General features: G+C 47.7%; 14 protein-coding genes. 9 read left to right on the top strand and 5 right to left on the bottom strand.

The window, feature by feature from the left end:
* Window positions 1–157: 157 nt before the first annotated feature.
* Window positions 158–1,156: a DMT family transporter gene (locus ACOGW3_RS23665; protein WP_419905193.1), complete on the top strand. Its 999-nt coding sequence runs from the start codon at window positions 158–160 to the stop codon at window positions 1,154–1,156.
* A gap of 69 nt (window positions 1,157–1,225) precedes the next feature.
* Window positions 1,226–2,206 carry a DMT family transporter gene (locus ACOGW3_RS23660; protein WP_419905192.1) on the top strand — a complete coding sequence of 327 codons (981 nt, stop codon included), beginning with the start codon at window positions 1,226–1,228 and terminating at the stop codon, window positions 2,204–2,206.
* A gap of 43 nt (window positions 2,207–2,249) precedes the next feature.
* Here ACOGW3_RS23660 and ACOGW3_RS23655 read toward each other — a convergent pair whose 3' ends face one another.
* Window positions 2,250–3,149, bottom strand: a complete 900-nt coding sequence (locus ACOGW3_RS23655) for a DMT family transporter (protein ID WP_419905191.1) — start codon at window positions 3,147–3,149, stop codon at window positions 2,250–2,252.
* A 432-nt stretch (window positions 3,150–3,581) separates the two neighbouring features.
* Here ACOGW3_RS23655 and istA point away from each other — a divergent pair, with 432 nt between their 5' ends.
* The 4 genes from istA to ACOGW3_RS23635 all read left to right on the top strand — a co-directional run bounded on the left by istA (window position 3,582) and on the right by ACOGW3_RS23635 (window position 8,375).
* A complete protein-coding gene (istA, locus tag ACOGW3_RS23650) occupies window positions 3,582–5,090 on the top strand; it encodes an IS21 family transposase (protein WP_419901087.1) in 1,509 nt (502 codons plus the stop codon).
* Window positions 5,087–5,899, top strand: a complete 813-nt coding sequence (gene istB, locus ACOGW3_RS23645) for an IS21-like element helper ATPase IstB (protein WP_419901088.1) — start codon at window positions 5,087–5,089, stop codon at window positions 5,897–5,899. The genes istA and istB overlap by 4 nt, the downstream gene beginning before the upstream one ends.
* A 188-nt stretch (window positions 5,900–6,087) precedes the next feature.
* The gene (locus ACOGW3_RS23640; RefSeq protein ID WP_419905190.1) at window positions 6,088–6,327 is read left to right on the top strand and encodes a hypothetical protein; all 240 of its coding nucleotides are present in this window, start codon (window positions 6,088–6,090) and stop codon (window positions 6,325–6,327) included.
* Window positions 6,328–7,619: 1,292 nt separating this feature from the next.
* Complete coding sequence (locus ACOGW3_RS23635; protein WP_419905189.1) at window positions 7,620–8,375, top strand: DUF6065 family protein; 756 nt, start codon at window positions 7,620–7,622, stop codon at window positions 8,373–8,375.
* A gap of 44 nt (window positions 8,376–8,419) precedes the next feature.
* Here ACOGW3_RS23635 and ACOGW3_RS23630 read toward each other — a convergent pair whose 3' ends face one another.
* Entirely contained in the window at window positions 8,420–8,635 is a 216-nt protein-coding gene (locus ACOGW3_RS23630) for a hypothetical protein (protein ID WP_419905188.1), read from the bottom strand.
* Window positions 8,636–8,950: 315 nt separating this feature from the next.
* Between ACOGW3_RS23630 and ACOGW3_RS23625 the strand changes: the two genes are divergently transcribed.
* The 3 genes from ACOGW3_RS23625 to ACOGW3_RS23615 all read left to right on the top strand — a co-directional run bounded on the left by ACOGW3_RS23625 (window position 8,951) and on the right by ACOGW3_RS23615 (window position 13,932).
* Window positions 8,951–10,612: a hypothetical protein gene (locus ACOGW3_RS23625; protein WP_419905187.1), complete on the top strand. Its 1,662-nt coding sequence runs from the start codon at window positions 8,951–8,953 to the stop codon at window positions 10,610–10,612.
* A gap of 82 nt (window positions 10,613–10,694) precedes the next feature.
* On the top strand, window positions 10,695–11,867 hold the full coding sequence (locus ACOGW3_RS23620) for a phosphatase PAP2 family protein (RefSeq protein WP_419905186.1): 1,173 nt from the start codon (window positions 10,695–10,697) through the stop codon (window positions 11,865–11,867).
* Window positions 11,860–13,932 carry a hypothetical protein gene (locus ACOGW3_RS23615; RefSeq protein WP_419905185.1) on the top strand — a complete coding sequence of 691 codons (2,073 nt, stop codon included), beginning with the start codon at window positions 11,860–11,862 and terminating at the stop codon, window positions 13,930–13,932. The genes ACOGW3_RS23620 and ACOGW3_RS23615 overlap by 8 nt, the downstream gene beginning before the upstream one ends.
* An 85-nt stretch (window positions 13,933–14,017) precedes the next feature.
* On the opposite strand, the gene ACOGW3_RS23610 is transcribed toward ACOGW3_RS23615, so the two are convergent.
* From ACOGW3_RS23610 to ACOGW3_RS23600, 3 genes are all read right to left on the bottom strand, one after another.
* Window positions 14,018–14,758, bottom strand: a complete 741-nt coding sequence (locus ACOGW3_RS23610; RefSeq protein ID WP_419905184.1) for a hypothetical protein — start codon at window positions 14,756–14,758, stop codon at window positions 14,018–14,020.
* Window positions 14,759–14,984: 226 nt separating this feature from the next.
* Entirely contained in the window at window positions 14,985–16,199 is a 1,215-nt protein-coding gene (locus ACOGW3_RS23605; protein WP_419905183.1) for a multidrug effflux MFS transporter, read from the bottom strand.
* 84 nt (window positions 16,200–16,283) lie between these two features.
* A complete protein-coding gene (locus tag ACOGW3_RS23600) occupies window positions 16,284–16,934 on the bottom strand; it encodes a glutathione S-transferase family protein (RefSeq protein ID WP_419905182.1) in 651 nt (216 codons plus the stop codon).
* Window positions 16,935–17,041: the final 107 nt, after the last annotated feature.

The raw sequence follows: 17,041 nt of genomic DNA, 5'->3' as shown, positions 1-17,041 counted from the left end.
TCGCCAAAATTGCATATTTTCTACAATGCTGCTTGCAATAAAGAATGAAAGCTTGCTCTATAGTCCAGAGTATCTTGAGAAAAAGTATCTTTGAGGCAGAGTCTTCCCAAGGCAATGTCTCTTTGCGACAGCGTATTTTCGAAAATGGATTAGGGTTATGGGCTCAGCTAACAACAATAGTTCTGGGGTTTCTTCGGCTGAAAACTTCAAAGGCGCAGCCTTGATGGTGCTCAGCCAGGCGATGTTTGTCTTCAATGATGCCTTTATGAAACTGGCTTCTGCTGATCTGTCTTTGTTCCAGACCATTTTCCTGCGCGGGCTCTTTACCACCTTCTTTCTTGGTGTTTTGGCCTGGAGAGCGGACGCGCTTTTTCGCCCGCTTTCAAAACCTGATCGCAAAGTCTTAGGGCTACGGGTGGTGGGTGAGGTCGGCGCAACGCTCTGTTATCTGACCGCGCTTTTTAACATGCCGATTGCCAATTCCACCGCGATCCTCCAGGCCTTGCCACTGGCGGTCACCCTGGGTGCAGCGCTATTTTTGGGCGAAGCCGTGGGCTGGCGGCGCTATTCGGCGATTGCTGTAGGTTTCATAGGGGTGATGATTATTGTTCGCCCGGGGGCAGAGGGCTTTAACGCTTATTCTTTCTGGGCTCTGGCTGCGGTGGTCTTTATCGTACTGCGTGATCTCGTAACCAAAAAGATTTCTGACGAAGTGCCCTCTATCTATGTCGCGCTTTTGACGTCGATTGCACTGACGATTACCGCGGCGGTTCTGCTGCCCACAACTGGATGGCAGCCGATAGAAACTTCCTCGCTGGGTTACCTTACCGGGGCAGGGTGTTTGCTTATTGTCGGGTATTTGTCTGTGATTGCCGCGATGCGCACCGGGGAAATCTCTTTTGTGTCGCCATTCCGCTATACCATTTTGATCTGGGCGATCCTGCTTGGCCTCTTCGTCTTTGGCGATCTGCCGGACAAATGGACCATTATCGGCAGCCTGATCCTGGTCGCAACGGGCGGGTATACCTTCTATCGCGAGCATAAACTGAACAAGCGTTTGGCGTTTGAACAATTGCATCATGATACCGTCGATCTCGGCGACTGGCCGGAAAAGGCTTCTGAGTTGGAACAGGCAGAAGAGCTGACCAACAGATAGCTCGTCAAAAAATAAGGAGTGCACGAGCACTCTTCGTAAAGCGTAAATATTAAACAAAGGAACGAGTAAGTGAGCGGCCCAGAAGGCATGACACCGGAAAGTATTCCAAAACCATCAGGCCTAACGGCCTCTGATGCAAAAGCGAAGGATTTGTCTGGCGGTAATCTCAAGGGGGCCGCTTTGATGTCGCTCGGCATGGCGGCCTTTGTCGGCAATGTCACCTTTATGAAACTGGTGTCTTTTGAGCTTTCTCTTTTTCAGGCCATCTTCCTGCGCGGGTGTTTTGCCGCTGTCGTGCTTGGCGGTTTTGCGCTTTATAGGCGGGAATTATTCATCAGAGTTTCAGGCACTGATGCCAAGGTTTTGGGTATTCGGGTGGTCGGGGAAATCGGGGCCTCGCTCTGTTACTTTATGGCCCTGTTCAACATGCCGATCGCCAACGTTACCGCAATTTTGCAAGCCCTGCCGCTGGTTATCACTCTTGGCGCGGCGATCTTCTTTGGCGAAACCGTGGGCTGGCGTCGGTATGGCGGTATCGCCTTGGGGTTCGTCGGCATCCTGATCATCGTCCAGCCGGGCACAGATGGTTTTAGTGTCTATTCACTCTGGGCGCTGGCATCGATGTTTTCTGTGGCAATCCGCGATCTCGCAACCCGGAGATTTTCCTCTGGTCTGCCGTCTTTGTTTGTGGCCTTTGCCACCATGGTCTGCGTTACCCTGGTCACGGGATTGCTGACCCCGACCATGGAATGGAAGCCGGTAACCTTAAGTACCGTGGGGCTGTTGGCCGGGGCTTCCTTTTTCATCATGATGGTGCACATCACCCTGATCCGTTCCATGCGCGTTGGTGAAGTCGCTTTTGTTACCCCGTTCCGCTACACCGTCATGGTCTGGGCCATTGCCCTGGGATATCTGATTTTCGACGAAACCCCCGACAGCGCCACCCTGATCGGATGCAGCATCCTCATCCTCACCGGGATCTATTCCTTCTGGCGCGAACGCAAGGTGAAACGGAAAACTGTAGAAAAAGGGGAAGATGCTTCTCTCTGAAGAGATTATTTAGCTTGGACGATCCGTATCGGGAATAAAAGGTTCAGGCTTTTCTTAATAAGCCAATTTTTTTGACATGGATCGCAGAATAAACCCCAAGAAGTATTAGGCCCGTACCTATGGTAATTCGCCAGGTCAGAATTTCATCAAGTAAAACGATACCAATAATTATTGCTGTTACTGGAATGACATAAGCCACCATAGTTGCTTTTCCGGCCCCCCATGTCTGGATGAGGTAGAAAAACATGTAATAGGCGAGGGCAGAACCAATCGCACCCATCCAAAATAGCGACACGTGAGTGGATAATAAAACCGGGAGAGTGAATTGTTCATCACTTATACCAACGGCGGCCCACATTATTATCGTTGCCGAAGCCATCGAAGCCGTTGCGAGACAAATGGGATGTACCCCTTCCATTGTCAGGCGTGAATATACAGCGCCAATAGCGTTGCTTAAAGCCGCAGTAATCAAGATTATGGTGCCATACCACTGTCCTGTGATGGTGATACCTGAAAAGCTAACGTTTTCACTGAGAAGTACCATTAAGCCCGCAAAACCAAACAGGCAGCCCAGTAATTTGGGGCCCGTGAGTTGTTCGTTCGATATCGCAAGAGCGGCAATTATCATTGTAAAAAGGGGAATAGAGCCGTGGATTGCACCAGCAATGACAGAATCAACCTCCTTCCCAGCCATGGTAATGAGGGTAAGGGGAAGGGCCGTATTTATCAGGCCTAAAATAATGAGGTGAAACAGGCTTTTCTTGTCTTTTGGAAATGTCACTCTCGACAAAACAGACATGGCACACAACACCACCAGCCCGAGTGAAAAACGCCAAGCAACGATGTTAAATGGTTCGAGTTCTCTCAATGAGATTTTAATAAAATAAAACGATGGTCCCCAGGCAAAGACCGACAATAGAATAAAGTAAATCCAAGCCTGCATGCTCTATAGGTCCTCATAAAATGAGATGATTAGTTAGAGGGAGTTTTAATTATATAGTCGCAATTGGTAATTGATTACCTTTGGGAGTGAGCGCTTTAAGGTAGAATTTTGTCGTTGACTATCTTGGTTGAAGTTAGCAATGATTTATTCACGCTATGGCTTTATTGGCTGTAGAGTCAACCTTAAACAGGGAGTGTTCTGATGAAAAAAATTGTGAATAGTACTGTTGTTGATGTTGTTTCCAGTAAAGAGTGTTCAGCGACAATAACCTTGGCCGGTTGCGACAACCACCTTGGCCGGTGGATCTGATCATTAAAAAGGGCGTGCCCGTTTGATAATCAGATCCACCGGCCAAGGCTTAATTTGGTGTTAGTTACAAGCTGCTGTGAGTTGATAAATTAGGAACCTCTAGATGTAATTGGAGGAACCTGTTTGCCGTATAAATTTATCACAGATGAACAACTGAGACTTTACATGACAGATAGAAAAACTCATGGTCAACGAACCGCCGCTGCCCGCGCAGGGTTTAGCGAACGCACGGCCCGCCGATTTGACGTTGATGCGACTTTACCGTCACAACGCAATATAAAGCGAGGGCGAACAGTTTCTGATCCGCTTGAAGATATCTGGGATAAGGACATCCTTCCCATTTTGGATAAAGACAACTCGGTCAAACCCATTACTTTGTTGCGCCACATACAGAGCCTCTATCCGCTCCGTTTTCCCGATGACCGTGTCAAGCGCACGTTAGAGCGCCGAGTTCGGGGATGGCGGGCTCTGAATGGCCCTGAAAAGGATATCATTTTCAGGCAAACACCTGAGCCGGGTTACATGGGCCAATCAGATTTCACGGATGCAGCCGACTTAAGTATTACCATTGCAGGAGATCCTTTGGTGCATCGGCTCTATCATTTTGTTCTGGTATATAGCCGATGGGAACATGTTGGGGTCGTACTTGGCGGTGAGAGTTTTACAGCCCTTGCGGAGAACTTACAAAATGCGCTTTGGTCCTTGGGGGGCGCTCCTGAAAACCACCGGACCGACAGCCTGTCTGCGGCCTTTCGGAATTTGAGCGTTGAGGAAAAGGAGGACATTACCAAACGTTATTCTGCTTTTGTTGAGCACTACGGTATGGAGGCCAGTCGAAATAACAGAGGGGAATCACACGAGAACGGTGCCATTGAATCTCACCACGGTCACCTTAAGACTGCGATAAAGCAGGCCCTGATTTTGCGTGGCAGTAATGACTTTGACACTTTGGATGAGTATCGGCGATTTTTGGACGAGCTGATTGCTAGACGGAACAAACATCGTGACCAAGATATCCAAACAGAGTTGAAATCTCTCAAGGCGTTACCTCCTCGGCGAACAACAGATTACACTGAAGTCGTGTCGAGAGTTACCAAAACAAGTGGTTTTTTAGTTAAGCAGGTTTTTTATAGCGCCCCTTCTCGCCTAATTGGTCAACGCTTGCGTGTCCATATTTACGATAACCGGATAGAAGCCTATCTAGGCAGCACTCATGTCGTCAGCCATTCTCGTGAGCGGGGGCACGGCAAAGGCCCCCGCATTCATGTTATCAATTATCATCACGTCATTCATGCTCTCAAACGTAAACCTCAGGCACTCGCCAATTCTATTTATCGTGACAGTATTTTTCCAAGAACCGAGTACTCCCTGGCCTGGACATTGTTTCAGAAAAAGTTGTCCCGCAGAGATGCGTGTCGTCAGATGGTTGGGATACTTTTCCTTGCGCACGAAGAGGCTTGTGAGGCCGAAGTCGCGCACCTGATTTCGAGAGAAATCAATGCAGGAAGGCTACCTTGCGCAAAAAAACTTAAGCTGAATATCACAAAAAAGAACACGGATTTACCTCCTGATATTCCCGTGGTTCAACCTTCATTATCAGTCTTTGATACTCTGTTGGAGGATCGGGCATGACAAACATTGAAGTGGATCAGCACAAGCTGCCTCTTATGCTAACTGACTTACGATTACCCAGCTTTCACAAACACTGGCAAGATATCGCAATCCAATCCGACAAGGAGGGCTGGTCAGCAGCCAGGTTCCTTGCCGTTTTGGCCGAATATGAATTGGCCGAAAGGGACACGCGACGCATTCAACGCCATCTCAACGCATCAAACCTGCTGGGCGGAAAAACTCTGGCCACTTTTAACTTCAAGCGGCTGCCTAACGTGAAAAAGGCGCAGGTCGAAGCCTTGTCTGCCGGTGACTGGATTGACGCAAGAGCAAATCTGATTGCCATTGGAAATTCAGGGGGAGGAAAAACTCATCTCCTATGCGCCGTAGGTTATGCTCTTATAGAGGCTGGATACCGTGTGCTCTATACGCAAACCAGTGATCTGGTGCAAAAACTCCAGGCTGCCAGACGTGAACTTATGCTCGAAAACGCCCTCGCAAAACTCGATAAATTTGATCTCATCATTCTCGATGATATTACCTATGCACAAAGGGATATATCTGAAACATCCGTGCTCTTTGAATTGATCGCCAGACGATATGAGTACCGAAGTATTGCAATTGCTGCCAATCAACCTTTTAGCGGATGGGACAATATTTTTCAAGATAAGGCCATGACCGTTGCAGCAATCGATCGTCTTGTTCACCACTCAACCATTCTTGAGATGAATATCGACAGCTACAGACAATGGGAAGCCGCCCAAAATCTCAAAAAAATGTTGCGGAAAACCACAAACAAAAAGGTGAAAAATATGCCTGAAGCATCGTAAATAAACGTCAGATCACAGCCGCATCAAAAGCGGCCAAGGTGGTTGACGCAACCGGACAAAGTGGTTGACGCTCTACAAAAGAGATATGTGCCCATGCATTTGGTGGCGGGTTTAAAAAAATTGTTAAAACGAGCTCTGTTAAAACTGTGTCGAGCAAGGACATAGAAGCTATTGCCTTTGGAGCTGGGATGAAAAAGATTAGTAAATCTTCCATGGTTAAAGCTGTGTCTAGCAAAGGCATAGATGCACATGCCGTTGGTGGAGGGATGAAAAAGATTGGTAAACCTTCCACGGTTAAAGCTGTGTCGAGTAAAGGCATAGATGCACATGCCATTGGCTCAGGGATGAAAAAGATCACCAGTTCTTCTGTCGTGAAGTCGGTGTCGAGCAAAGATATCAAGGGTCATGTTTACGGCGGAGGGATCTAACCGTAAGAGACAAAAAGAATAGCTCTTTTTGTGGGATGAGAAGGAGGAGTGTAACTCCTCCTTCTTTAGGTTTACTGCTGATAGTACTTATTTCAGGGCCTATAAATTCAATTTTTCTCAACTTAAGCGTATGTTTTTATTTCTTATTTTAGGGGGTATAAATTATATTTGAACACGGTATAGTAGAAAAATTATTTGACAATGCTTAGTGTGCAGGTCGATACTTTTTCGCGCACTGGCTTTAACGTGCTGTAGTGCGAACGATTAACAGGGAGTTTTTCTGTGAAAAAGATCGTTAAGTCTTCCGCTGTAAAGAGCGTTTCCAGTAAAGATATCAAAGGTTTTAATATGGGATCTGGAATAATCCATCCCCGTAAAACCATGACCAGGGAGTAACTTCATGAAAAAAATTGCCAAGGTTACTGCAGTTAAATCTGTATCTAGCAAAGACATCAAGGGAATTACCATGGGTTCTGGAGCAATCCATCCTCGTAAATCTATGAGTAAGGAGTGAGTTCATGAAAAAGATTGTCAAAGTTTGTGCTGTAAAATCTGTATCCAGTAAAGACATCAAAGGCCTCAACATGGGGGCAGGCGCAATCCATCCTCGTAAAACTATGACCAAGGAGTGATTTCATGAAAACAATTACAAAGGTTACTGCAGTTAAGTCGGTGTCCAGTAAAATTATCAAGGGTTTCAATATGGGCTCAGGTACGATCCAGCCCCGTAAAACCATGGCCAAGGTGTGAGCTGATGAAAAAGATTGCCAAAGTTTCTGCTGTTAAATCGGTATCCAGTAAAGACATCAAAGGTCTCAATATGGGGGGAGGTACAATTCATCCCCGTAAGATTATGAGTAAGGGGTGAATTCATGAAAAAGATCGTCAAGGTTACAGCAATAAAATCGGTCTCTAGCGTCGACATCAAGGGCGGTACCATGGGCTCTGGCCTAATTCATCCTCGCAAATCAATGAGTAAGGAGTGAAATTATGAAAAAGATTGCCAAAGTTTCTGCTGTAAAATCTGTATCCAGTAAAGACATCAAAGGCCTCAACATGGGAGCTGGTACAATTCATCCCCGTAAGATTATGGCTAAGGACTAAAATTCCTTCGTAATAAGTATGCTCAGTAAAGGCATCTGTACCGGACTAAGGGATGATGGAGAGATATATCATTCATATACCAACGATTGATTTTGGTTTGTTATCTAAACTTTTGTTGTCGCGAAAAGCTTTAACTGTGTCCTCTCGGTAATGCCGTTGAGGATTTTTTTTGAGTAGGTGATGGTTTTATGATTTCTTTTTACAAATGTTGGCCAGATTTACCCGATCCCATACTTCCTCGACCCGATTTGCGCGGGGAAATACCTGCCCGGGCGCTTAAGTTCTGTGAACCCTTTACCAGAGCGAACTCTAGTGGGGCTCTGATCTGCCCGCCGATGGACTTTACTCTGACTTGGACAGGGACTGAAATTCTTGCTGACTTAAAAGGTATCGAAGAAACCATTTTAGTCGAGAGACTATATCTGCCTGAGTTTGCAGACTATTGGAAAGAAAATGCACCTGCAAAGGCCCTGGAAGCCATACCACCGTTTTTAGAGGCCATACCCGAACGCGGCGTCATTCAAGTTTGGTCTGGTTTATTTGCCCGTACTAAGCCCGGTATTAGTTCCTGGATAAGATCCCCGGTTAACTGGGGAAATTCTGGTGCTTATTCTGTGCTGGAAGGCGTTGTTGAGACAGATTGGTGGGCTGGACCGTTATTTTTTGTCATTCAAATGCAAAAAACGGATTTCCCAATCTCTTTTTATTATGATGATCCCTTTATGCAGGTTGTTCCTGTCGACCGTAACCTGCTGGATTTAGGCAGTGGCAGTGTCCCTTTTGAGAATGTCACAGATGCACCTCAGGATTTTTGGGATTCAATGGTAGATTTTGCCGAAAAACGGAATTCAGGCCGACCGGGTTCTTATCGTAGAGAAGCACGAAAACGCCGGAAGGCCTGCCCGATGACAGGATCAGGTCTAATTCATGAAAAAGCGGATTAAAACTCTAAACAAAATGAAATCATAAAAATGAATGGTGTACTACATTAAAAATCTTCGGTGTGGCACACTTTATCAGCTAGGATCGTGAGCCAGGATATGACTTCCTTGCTTTCTGGCGAAAGCTGAGCGCTTGAGAGTTGTTCTTCACTTGCGTGTACCTTCAGGTCATTCCATTTTTGGCAAAAATCGCTAAGGTCTCGCGGATTAGGGGAATCCTGATCAGGTATCAAATTAAGGGTCGGGTCATTACTTCTGTTCACAATACTGTCCTATCTTCTATACCCAAGCCCCTATAAGAAAAGTTATTTTTCTTCAGGTTTTTTAATTGTTGCCTTCGAAATAGAAGTTCAACAGGGCTCAGGTGTTTATACTACCCGCCAATTTTATCTTTAATTGTTATATTGCCCATTATGAAGCAGTTACCAGTACAGGTAGCGTCCAAAAAGCGTGAAAAAAATGTAAATAGTTTTTTAACTTAGCGCAGAGGTGGTAATCTTTGTGAGCTTATGGGGGTAATTTAGAGGCACAACTTAGCGTGTCTCTAACATCAGGGAATAAGGTCTGGGTCAATAATAATGTTAAATAGCCCTGAAAACAGAAAACTTAGGTTACGTCTTTACGGAGCTTTCTCTGCCGAATGGTCGAGTGGCGGTAAACTCGATATTCGCAGCACGAAGCTGCGGGCGTTGGTCGCGTTACTGGCGACAGCGCCAGATATGAAACGGACAAGGTCCTGGTTACAGGACAAACTCTGGAGCCTATCCGGCCAGGAGTTGGGCCGGGCAAGCCTTCGTCGGGGGTTGAGCGATCTTAAACGGGCCATTGGGTCAGATTTCGAGGTGTTATTCGACATCTCTCATGATGATGTCGCTCTTTACCCGGATGTGATCGAGTTTGTTGGCGTTCCTGCTGAGGGAGAATTCCTCGAAGGGATTAATATTGCTGAAGCTGGTTTTACGTCCTGGGTGAATGATCAGAGAAAAAGCCGGCCGCAATTAATCTCCGAGCTTGAGTATTTTGCTCCATCAGAAAAAACGGGCATTCTTCCGGCCGTAGCAGTCCTCCCTTTTTTACAGAGTTTTCGTAGGGATGGCGAAGATGTTCTTGGTGACATGTTGGCTGAAGAGATTTCACGGGCACTTTCCAAATCTCAGTTGATAGATGTGATCTCGCACCTTTCTTCCCGCAATCTCAATATGCGTTTACTCAATCTTGCGGATGTAAGGCGAGCGCTTAATGTGGAATATGTTATCCATGGCAGCTACCGTCAGGACGGTGAACGCTTTCATCTTGATGCCGATTTTCTGGATGCCGAGAGTGGACGGATTATTTGGTCGCGGCAATTTTCAGCAAAAATGTCCGATTTTCTTAACGGTGGGGAGGAAATCGTCGCCGATATTTCCCGTCAAATCGGACAATCTATACTCTCTACTTCTATTGAATTGGCCACTAGTAAACCTTTGCCAGAAGTCGCCAGTCATGCACTCCTGGTCTCTGGCGTTAGTTTGATGCATCGTTTGAAGCTCGCCAGTTTTGCTAAAGCGCGTCCGTTGATAGAGGAAATTATCCGTAAATCACCCAAACACGCAAACCTCTATGCGTGGTTAGGCAAATGGTACGTACTCTCTATTCATAAAGGGTGGAGCAATGATGTTGTTAAGGATAGCCAAATAGCCTGTGATTGTACCGCCAGAGCATTGGATCTTGACCCTGATTGTTCCTTCTCATTAGCTGTCGATGGATTAGCACAGATCACGCTATACAAAGATTTTGATTTGGCTTTTAAACGTTATGATCGTGCTGTTGATTTAAACCCGAACGATGCGCTTGCATGGCTTTTGAAAGGAACGAGTCATGCGTTTCGCGATGAAGGTGACAGAGCTGTAGCGTATACCCAACGGGCCAGATCATTATCCCCTCTGGATCCGTATAAATATTACTATGAATCCCTTTCTGCTACAGCATTGATTTCTAATCAACAGTATGAAGAAGCATTAAAATTTGCCGAGAGTTCCTTACTGGAAAATCGACGCCATGTGTCAACCCTACGTGCAAAAACCATGGCATTACAATTCCTTGGTCGGGAACAAGAAGCTGCGGTAGCAGCAAAAGAGTTATTGATTATTGATCCCAATTTAACTGTATCAGGTTATTTGAAAAATCATCCTGCTTCTGAGTTTTCTACAGGGCAAGAGTGGGCCAATTCTCTTCGGGCAGCAGGGATCCCTGAAAATTAATAAATAGGTAAGCGAAAATATTAGTATGTTTGGGTAATTTTGCCAAAAAATGAACGAAAACAAATAGAGCAGGAGCTGGGTAATGTCGATTTTATCAACACAAACTGGGGTCACTGGTGTTACTGGTGTAACAGGAGTTACAGGCGTAACGGGAGTTACGGGTGTTACCGGAGTTACTGGTGTCACTGGCGTCACGGGGGTTACAGGGGCATCGGGAGCATCCCTAACTCCTGCTTTACTCTCTTCTTCTGATGCTATTCGAAATCCATGGAATTTACCTGAACCTGGTGTGGGGCCTCGTCCTATTCCTGCGGATCAGGTGGGTAATCTAGAAAAGTGGACACCTCAGGTCCGAGAGTTAACAATGTTAACAGATCTTCTATCCCGTCCTTCCTTTAAGACTGACGGCGAAGAAGGCGCAATTTCTATCTGGTTCCAGCATGACCATTCACATGGCGGATTGGACCATGCTCCTCACCCGGCTTACTCCAGACTGGTTAAGTTAACACGGCCAAGTGCAGAGGTATTTCGTGAACAACTGGAGTATGTCCGTAATTATGCCGACCAACGCGCTGAACGCGGTGCGGAAGTTCTGGCACAGGTTGGTTACCCGACAGAATTTTTTACCTCGGTTGTGCCTTTGAACCCGTCTGTCCATGCACATACTTTGCAGCTTATTAACCTTGTACAGCAGTATGCTTCCCATGTGGTGTTGAGAACAAAACACAGTTTGGCGTGTCGTCGCCCGGATATCTATTCGGCGCAAATTCAGCCTCTGATCCCGACACCCGGACATGGCACTCTGCCAAGCGGTCATTCGACTGAAGCCTTTGCAACCGCAACCGTATTTGGAGCGCTGCTTGATGGCACTGTTATGGATTATCAGCAAAGTCCTTCGATTAAAGATATGCTGCTCTCCGTGGCGGAACGCATTGCGGTTAACCGTACTGTCGCAGGTCTTCACTTTCCGGCAGATAGTACAGCTGGTGCCGCACTTGGGACGACGCTTGGGAACTATTTGCTTCAGATGGCTTCAGGTGTTGAAGGTGAAGTTCAGGCGCTTGAGTTTATTGGTAATAACGCGACCGGTGACTTTACCAAGGCTTCTGCTATTCCGGGTGATGCCACAGCTCCTGTAACCGAGTGGGGAACGTCTGAGGTTCATGCCGAGCCGGATAATCTGTTCCGTTGGCTATGGCTCAAGGCCAAGAGTGAGTGGGAGGAAGCTCCTGCAGCAGGTGGCTCACATGGCTGATATCTTTCAATGGCAAGATGATGGCGTGAAAGCCGTCGATCCCTATGAGGATTGGCTGCTGAACACGGGGAAGGGCTATGGCTTTCCCTTTGGCCCGCCATTGGAGACACATTGGCATACGGGAACCGAGGCCTCTGCAGACTTTACCGCAGGTGACAAAGATCCCAATGCCATATATCCCAGGCTCTATCAGCCTGTCGGATCCGAGCCAGATAAGTTTGAGCCGAGCTTTCGCCCCTTTGTTCTATGCGGTAGCCCGGTTACCGATACCCCGATTTCAGGAGGGGCTGGTAGCAATATAAAGCGGCGTCTGAGTGTGCCGCTTCGGGCTGCTAGCGTAAATGTGGGCTATGACCCTGATCAAGGTTCTAAGCCGAGCCCTCTGCTCGAAGGTAAAGCAAAAGTTGTGATCGGCGTGATTGATGATGGCATTGCCTTTGCCAATCGCCGTTTTCAATCTGCACTCGGAAGCAGTCGGGTCGATTTTGCCTGGGTCCAGGATGGTGATACGGTCCCGGGATCGGATGTTGCTTTTGGTCGCGAATACACCCGCGCACAAATTGAGGGTGCGATTGCCGAGCACACCGATACGCGCGGCTCCACCGACGAAGCCGCGCTTTATCGGACACTGGGCCTAACCGACAGCAAGCGGGTCATGCCCAATTCGCTGGATAACAAAGCCACACACGGGAGCCATATACTCGATCTCGCTGCGGGGGCTGATTACAATCAACATGCGCCTGAGGAACTGGAACAGGACCGCATTATCACGGTTCAGGTTCCCGCTGCTGTGACCTGGGATACCTCGGGCATGGGGCTGGATATGTTTATCCTCAGCGGCGTGCACTATATCCTCGAGCGTGCTGATCATATCGCACCGGGCTTGCCCGTGGTGATCAACTTCAGCTACGGCGTCTTTGGCGGCCCACACGACGGTACTGCTCTGTTGGAAAAGGCGATTGACGAGATCGTTGCGGCCCGAAATGAACGTGTGGCACCAACGTCTGTGGTCTTGCCTGCGGGAAATCACTATTTGGAACGCTCCCACGCAGTGATTGCAGAGAGTGATTTTTCCTTTACCGAACCTGCTGGAAGTCCGAGGCCAGTTGGCTCTTGTGATCTTCCATGGCGAGTACAGCCCAATGACCGGACGTCGAGCTATCTCGAAATCTGGATGTCCAAGCAAGGCTATGCTGATGGCGATATCGAGGTTGAAGTTATCCCACCTGGAGGCATCTCGGGCCATAAACTTTCGGGTGTGGCTAATACGGCAGTGGTGTTAAATCACGGTATCCGGTCCATTGCCCGGTTGTCCTATGATCGGTACGCGCCTTTGGATGCGGGGGACGAACGCGGCCGCTTTATGCTGACCTTGGCACCAAGCGACGTGCGTAACGACGGTGATGTTTCTGTTGATCCCTTGAAGCCTGCTCCATCAGGTATGTGGAAGGTCCGTCTGATCAAGACAACAGATAAGGCCATGCCAGAGCCGATCCACGCCAGAATTCAGCGCGATGCCAGTCCTTTTGGCTATCCTGCTTTGGGACGGCAATCGTATTTCGATGACCCGGACTATAAAGTCTATGGCGCTATGGGCAAGCTCGAGTTGGAGGATAATGATGACTCCATCGTCAAGCGAAGTGGGTCTTACAACGGCCTTGCCACCGGAGATGCTGTCATCGTTGTCGGAGGGCACGTAGAAAGTACGGGCGAGCCCGCTGTTTACAGTGGTGATCAACCCGCAACGATAGGTTATCCGGGCTCATCCGTTGGTCCAATGGTATCTGCGGAAAGCGATCGTTCTCCGGTCTTTCGCGGAATTCAGGCAACAGGTGTACGCAGTGGTGTTTCTGTCGCGCTCGATGGAACTTCAGTTGCGGCGCCAATCATCACCCGCCGAGTTGCTGCAATCTTAAAAGCTGGCAGTACCACACCAAAGGTCGACATCCTCAGTGAGGCAGAAATCATAGAGGCCGAACGTCGAGAACTCGGACACTTTGCCGAGCGCAATCCAACCCGGCAAGGCGCCGGACGTTTCCCGCAAGGGAAAATCTACGGCAGCTAACCGATAGTTGGGTTGCACTAGAAGAGGCCGGGCAATTTCTCTGTGAGGGGGAGAGAGCCCGGCCTTTTGCTGGAGAACTCAATAGTTATTCTTTGCCGAAAAATAGTCTCTTAAAGAATTTTCGGGTCTGTTTTCGGGTTTCTTTCCTACTGATGACTTCTTCCACAATAGTGGGAATGGGGATCTTTGAGGGGTCTTCCCCAAGAGCAGTAAGCCAATAGCGGCGCATTATCTCAAGGAGCTGTTGCCTATTAAGGGGTATAAGAATACTGCTGAGTAATTGTTCTTTTTCCGGAGTTTGATTATTTCTCCGAGCACTTAACTCCTCGTATATTCCGGTGCCTTTTTTATAGAACTGACATTGTTTGTAGATGATACGGATCGCCCGATTTCTTATGGGGAAAAGTAACCTAGGTACGTGAATGGTTTGTTTTATCTCCTCTATTCTTACAATATTCTGCCAATAAATGGGACGGTGTCTTATGAATTCATTATTTGGGAGGTAAAATTCATGGGTGAGGGTAAGTGCCGCCCCCTTGCGAAAGAACCTATAGAGGAAAAGAAAAACTCCTAGAAGTCCGAAGGAAACAACAAGGCCAGAGATTGCATACCAAACAATTTTCCTATGTTGAGGATCAATTTTTGGTTTGTAGGTCCGACTAACGGAATCATAGGGTTGGGAACTGCGCCAGCTCTCGGTGTCGAGGCTAAGCATCCAAATTCCTAAAGCCAATATCAGTAAATACATGACCAGACAAAAAACGATTTTCGTTTTACTGTATTTAATATGAAGATCCGGTAACGGCGTCTTTGTTTCTGGTGGCAACTTGATACTCGTGAAAGTTTTAATGACTTTGGGAAATACACATTGCCATTTGATATCTTAACTGACCGTGAAGTTTCGCAGATAAATCTTGTTAAGATTTAAAAGGGGATGGGGCCCGTCAAAAAGGGGGGAATCTGACAGGCCCCATCGGTCAGGTTTCGATTTCTCAAAACCTAAGAGGGTCGTGATATGAGCTTATTCACATATAAGCCCTATTATTGACTAATCAAGCAGGTGACAGCGCGCCCGCCTTGCTCTTGTTGGCGGCCAAAACCAGGATCAGAGCGGTAACACCACAAAAACACAGTGCGATGACCATGTGGATGACGGTCTCGTCATAAAGACGCCCGGCAGAAACAGATACCGCGACCGCGACCAGGCTGGAGATTGAGGCAATCACAGAAGCCCCGAGGCCAGCCATCTTACCAAGGGACTGCATCGCCATGGCATTGATGTTGCCAAAGAGAATACCAATCCACAAAAAGATGAAAAAGCCGTTGATCATGAAGATCGAGAAGGGCGGAACTCCTTGATAAGGCAAAGAAAATAAAAACAGTGTGCCCGTGAAAAAAATCATTCCGCACAAGGCTGCAACCACCATTCTGTGCATGCCAAAACGCATCACCAATTGAGAATTGATCAGCGAAGACAGCGCGACAGAAGATGCCAGGACGGCAAAGTAGAGCGGAAAGTTATCAACCACGCCATAGAGATCCTCGAAGATTGATTGCGAGGTGCTGACATAGACTAGAAGCGCGCCAAAGATCATGCCGCCGGATACGGAATAGCACATCACTTTTCCGTGCTTGAGGATCCGCCCGGTTGATATCATCAAATTTCTGGGAGAAAGCGGAATGCGGTTTTCCGGTTTCAGAGTTTCCGGCTGGCGGACCATGAGCCACAGTCCGGTTGAACATGACAGTACCAAAAAGGAAAAGAAAATATAACGCCATTCAGCAATGGCCAGGACCAGCTGTCCAAAGGCGGGGGCGATCATCGGGATCATGATGAAAATCACCATGATAAAGGACATGATCCGGGCCATGGCCGCGCCTTCGTACTGATCCCTAATCAGGGCGCGGGTGGCGATCTTTGGACCAGAGGCACCGATGCCCTGAATGATACGGCCGAGGATAAGGATTTCAAAACTTGGCGCGGTCATGGCGACAAGGGTGCCGATCACATAAATGCCAATGCCCATAAGGATCGCACCTTTGCGGCCAATAGCATCAGATATCGGACCAATGAAAAGCTCACCAAAAACCATCCCGAAAATAAATAACGAGATGATCAGCTGACTGTCGAGCGGATCAGATATGTAAAGGCTCTCACTTATCTGCGGCAGGGCGGGTAACATGGCATCGATACTCAATGCCGTAATAGAGGTTAGAAGGGCAAAAAGGATAATAAATTCAGGTAATCGTAATGGGCTCTTATTCATAATTTCACGTTTAATCTCTTATGACTTCCGGATAGTTTTTGGATCCTGTCCGGTGGGGCCACATCGAGCGACAGCTAAGGGTCGTTATCTCGATATGGCACGCTGAACGGCGGGGCGGTTTTCCATACGTTTAAAATGCGCGTTGAGACGCGGAAAAATAGCGATATCGACGCCGTCTCCCCCGAGCCAACGCGCGATGGTATAGAGATAGGCATCGCTGACCGTATAGTCTGCGCCCATCACCCAGGGTTTGTCTTCAGAGCCACTGAGATAGGTCTCTTCAATCAGGGTAAAAAGCGTCGTCATATTTTCAGGTACTTTGGCATGCATGTCATTGAGCGAGCTTTGCTCATTCGCCCAACGGCTGCCGCGAAAGCGGTGTGCGTGGGCAACGTGCACGGTAGAGCAGAGGAAATTATTAAAGGACTGGAGCTGTGCCAGTACAAAAATATCATCAAGCGGGGCAAGCGTGGCTTCGGGATAGCGCTGCGCCAGATAGAGCAGGATTGCCGGGGTTTCGGTGAGAATGCCAGATTCCGTGAGCAGAGCCGGGACCCTGCCTTTGGGATTGATAGATAGATATTCTGGTTTGTGTTGATCGCCATCCGCAAAAGAGACCTTTTTGACTTCAAACTCAGCACCGGTTTTTTCCCAGATTTCTTCTAGGGTGATGCAAGAGGCCAATGAGCAGGTTCCTGATGCGTGAAAAAGCGATAACATATTTAAATTCTCCAATTTTCTCTCCCAAAATAAGGAAGAGGGTGTGTGCGCGAATAGCCTTTGGGAATGATCGCAAAGGTATAGAAAACCAACAGTTCATCAGAACTGTGGGTCATATCGCC

Source organism: Kiloniella sp. (assembly GCF_965205715.1).
Classification (GTDB): Bacteria; Pseudomonadota; Alphaproteobacteria; order Kiloniellales; family Kiloniellaceae; genus Kiloniella.
This window is presented reverse-complemented; position numbering and strand designations above follow the sequence as displayed.

What these genes read in the sequence shown, in the direction of transcription:
- ACOGW3_RS23665 (WP_419905193.1), top strand. Translation starts at nt 158, where the DNA reads ATGGGCTCAGCTAACAACAATAGTTCTGGGGTTTCTTCGGCTGAAAAC.
- ACOGW3_RS23640 (WP_419905190.1), top strand. Translation starts at nt 6,088, where the DNA reads ATGAAAAAGATTAGTAAATCTTCCATGGTTAAAGCTGTGTCTAGCAAA.
- istB (WP_419901088.1), top strand. Translation starts at nt 5,087, where the DNA reads ATGACAAACATTGAAGTGGATCAGCACAAGCTGCCTCTTATGCTAACT.
- ACOGW3_RS23625 (WP_419905187.1), top strand. Translation starts at nt 8,951, where the DNA reads ATGTTAAATAGCCCTGAAAACAGAAAACTTAGGTTACGTCTTTACGGA.
- ACOGW3_RS23635 (WP_419905189.1), top strand. Translation starts at nt 7,620, where the DNA reads ATGATTTCTTTTTACAAATGTTGGCCAGATTTACCCGATCCCATACTT.
- ACOGW3_RS23655 (WP_419905191.1), bottom strand. Translation starts at nt 3,149, where the DNA reads ATGCAGGCTTGGATTTACTTTATTCTATTGTCGGTCTTTGCCTGGGGA.
- ACOGW3_RS23615 (WP_419905185.1), top strand. Translation starts at nt 11,860, where the DNA reads ATGGCTGATATCTTTCAATGGCAAGATGATGGCGTGAAAGCCGTCGAT.
- ACOGW3_RS23605 (WP_419905183.1), bottom strand. Translation starts at nt 16,199, where the DNA reads ATGAATAAGAGCCCATTACGATTACCTGAATTTATTATCCTTTTTGCC.
- ACOGW3_RS23620 (WP_419905186.1), top strand. Translation starts at nt 10,695, where the DNA reads ATGTCGATTTTATCAACACAAACTGGGGTCACTGGTGTTACTGGTGTA.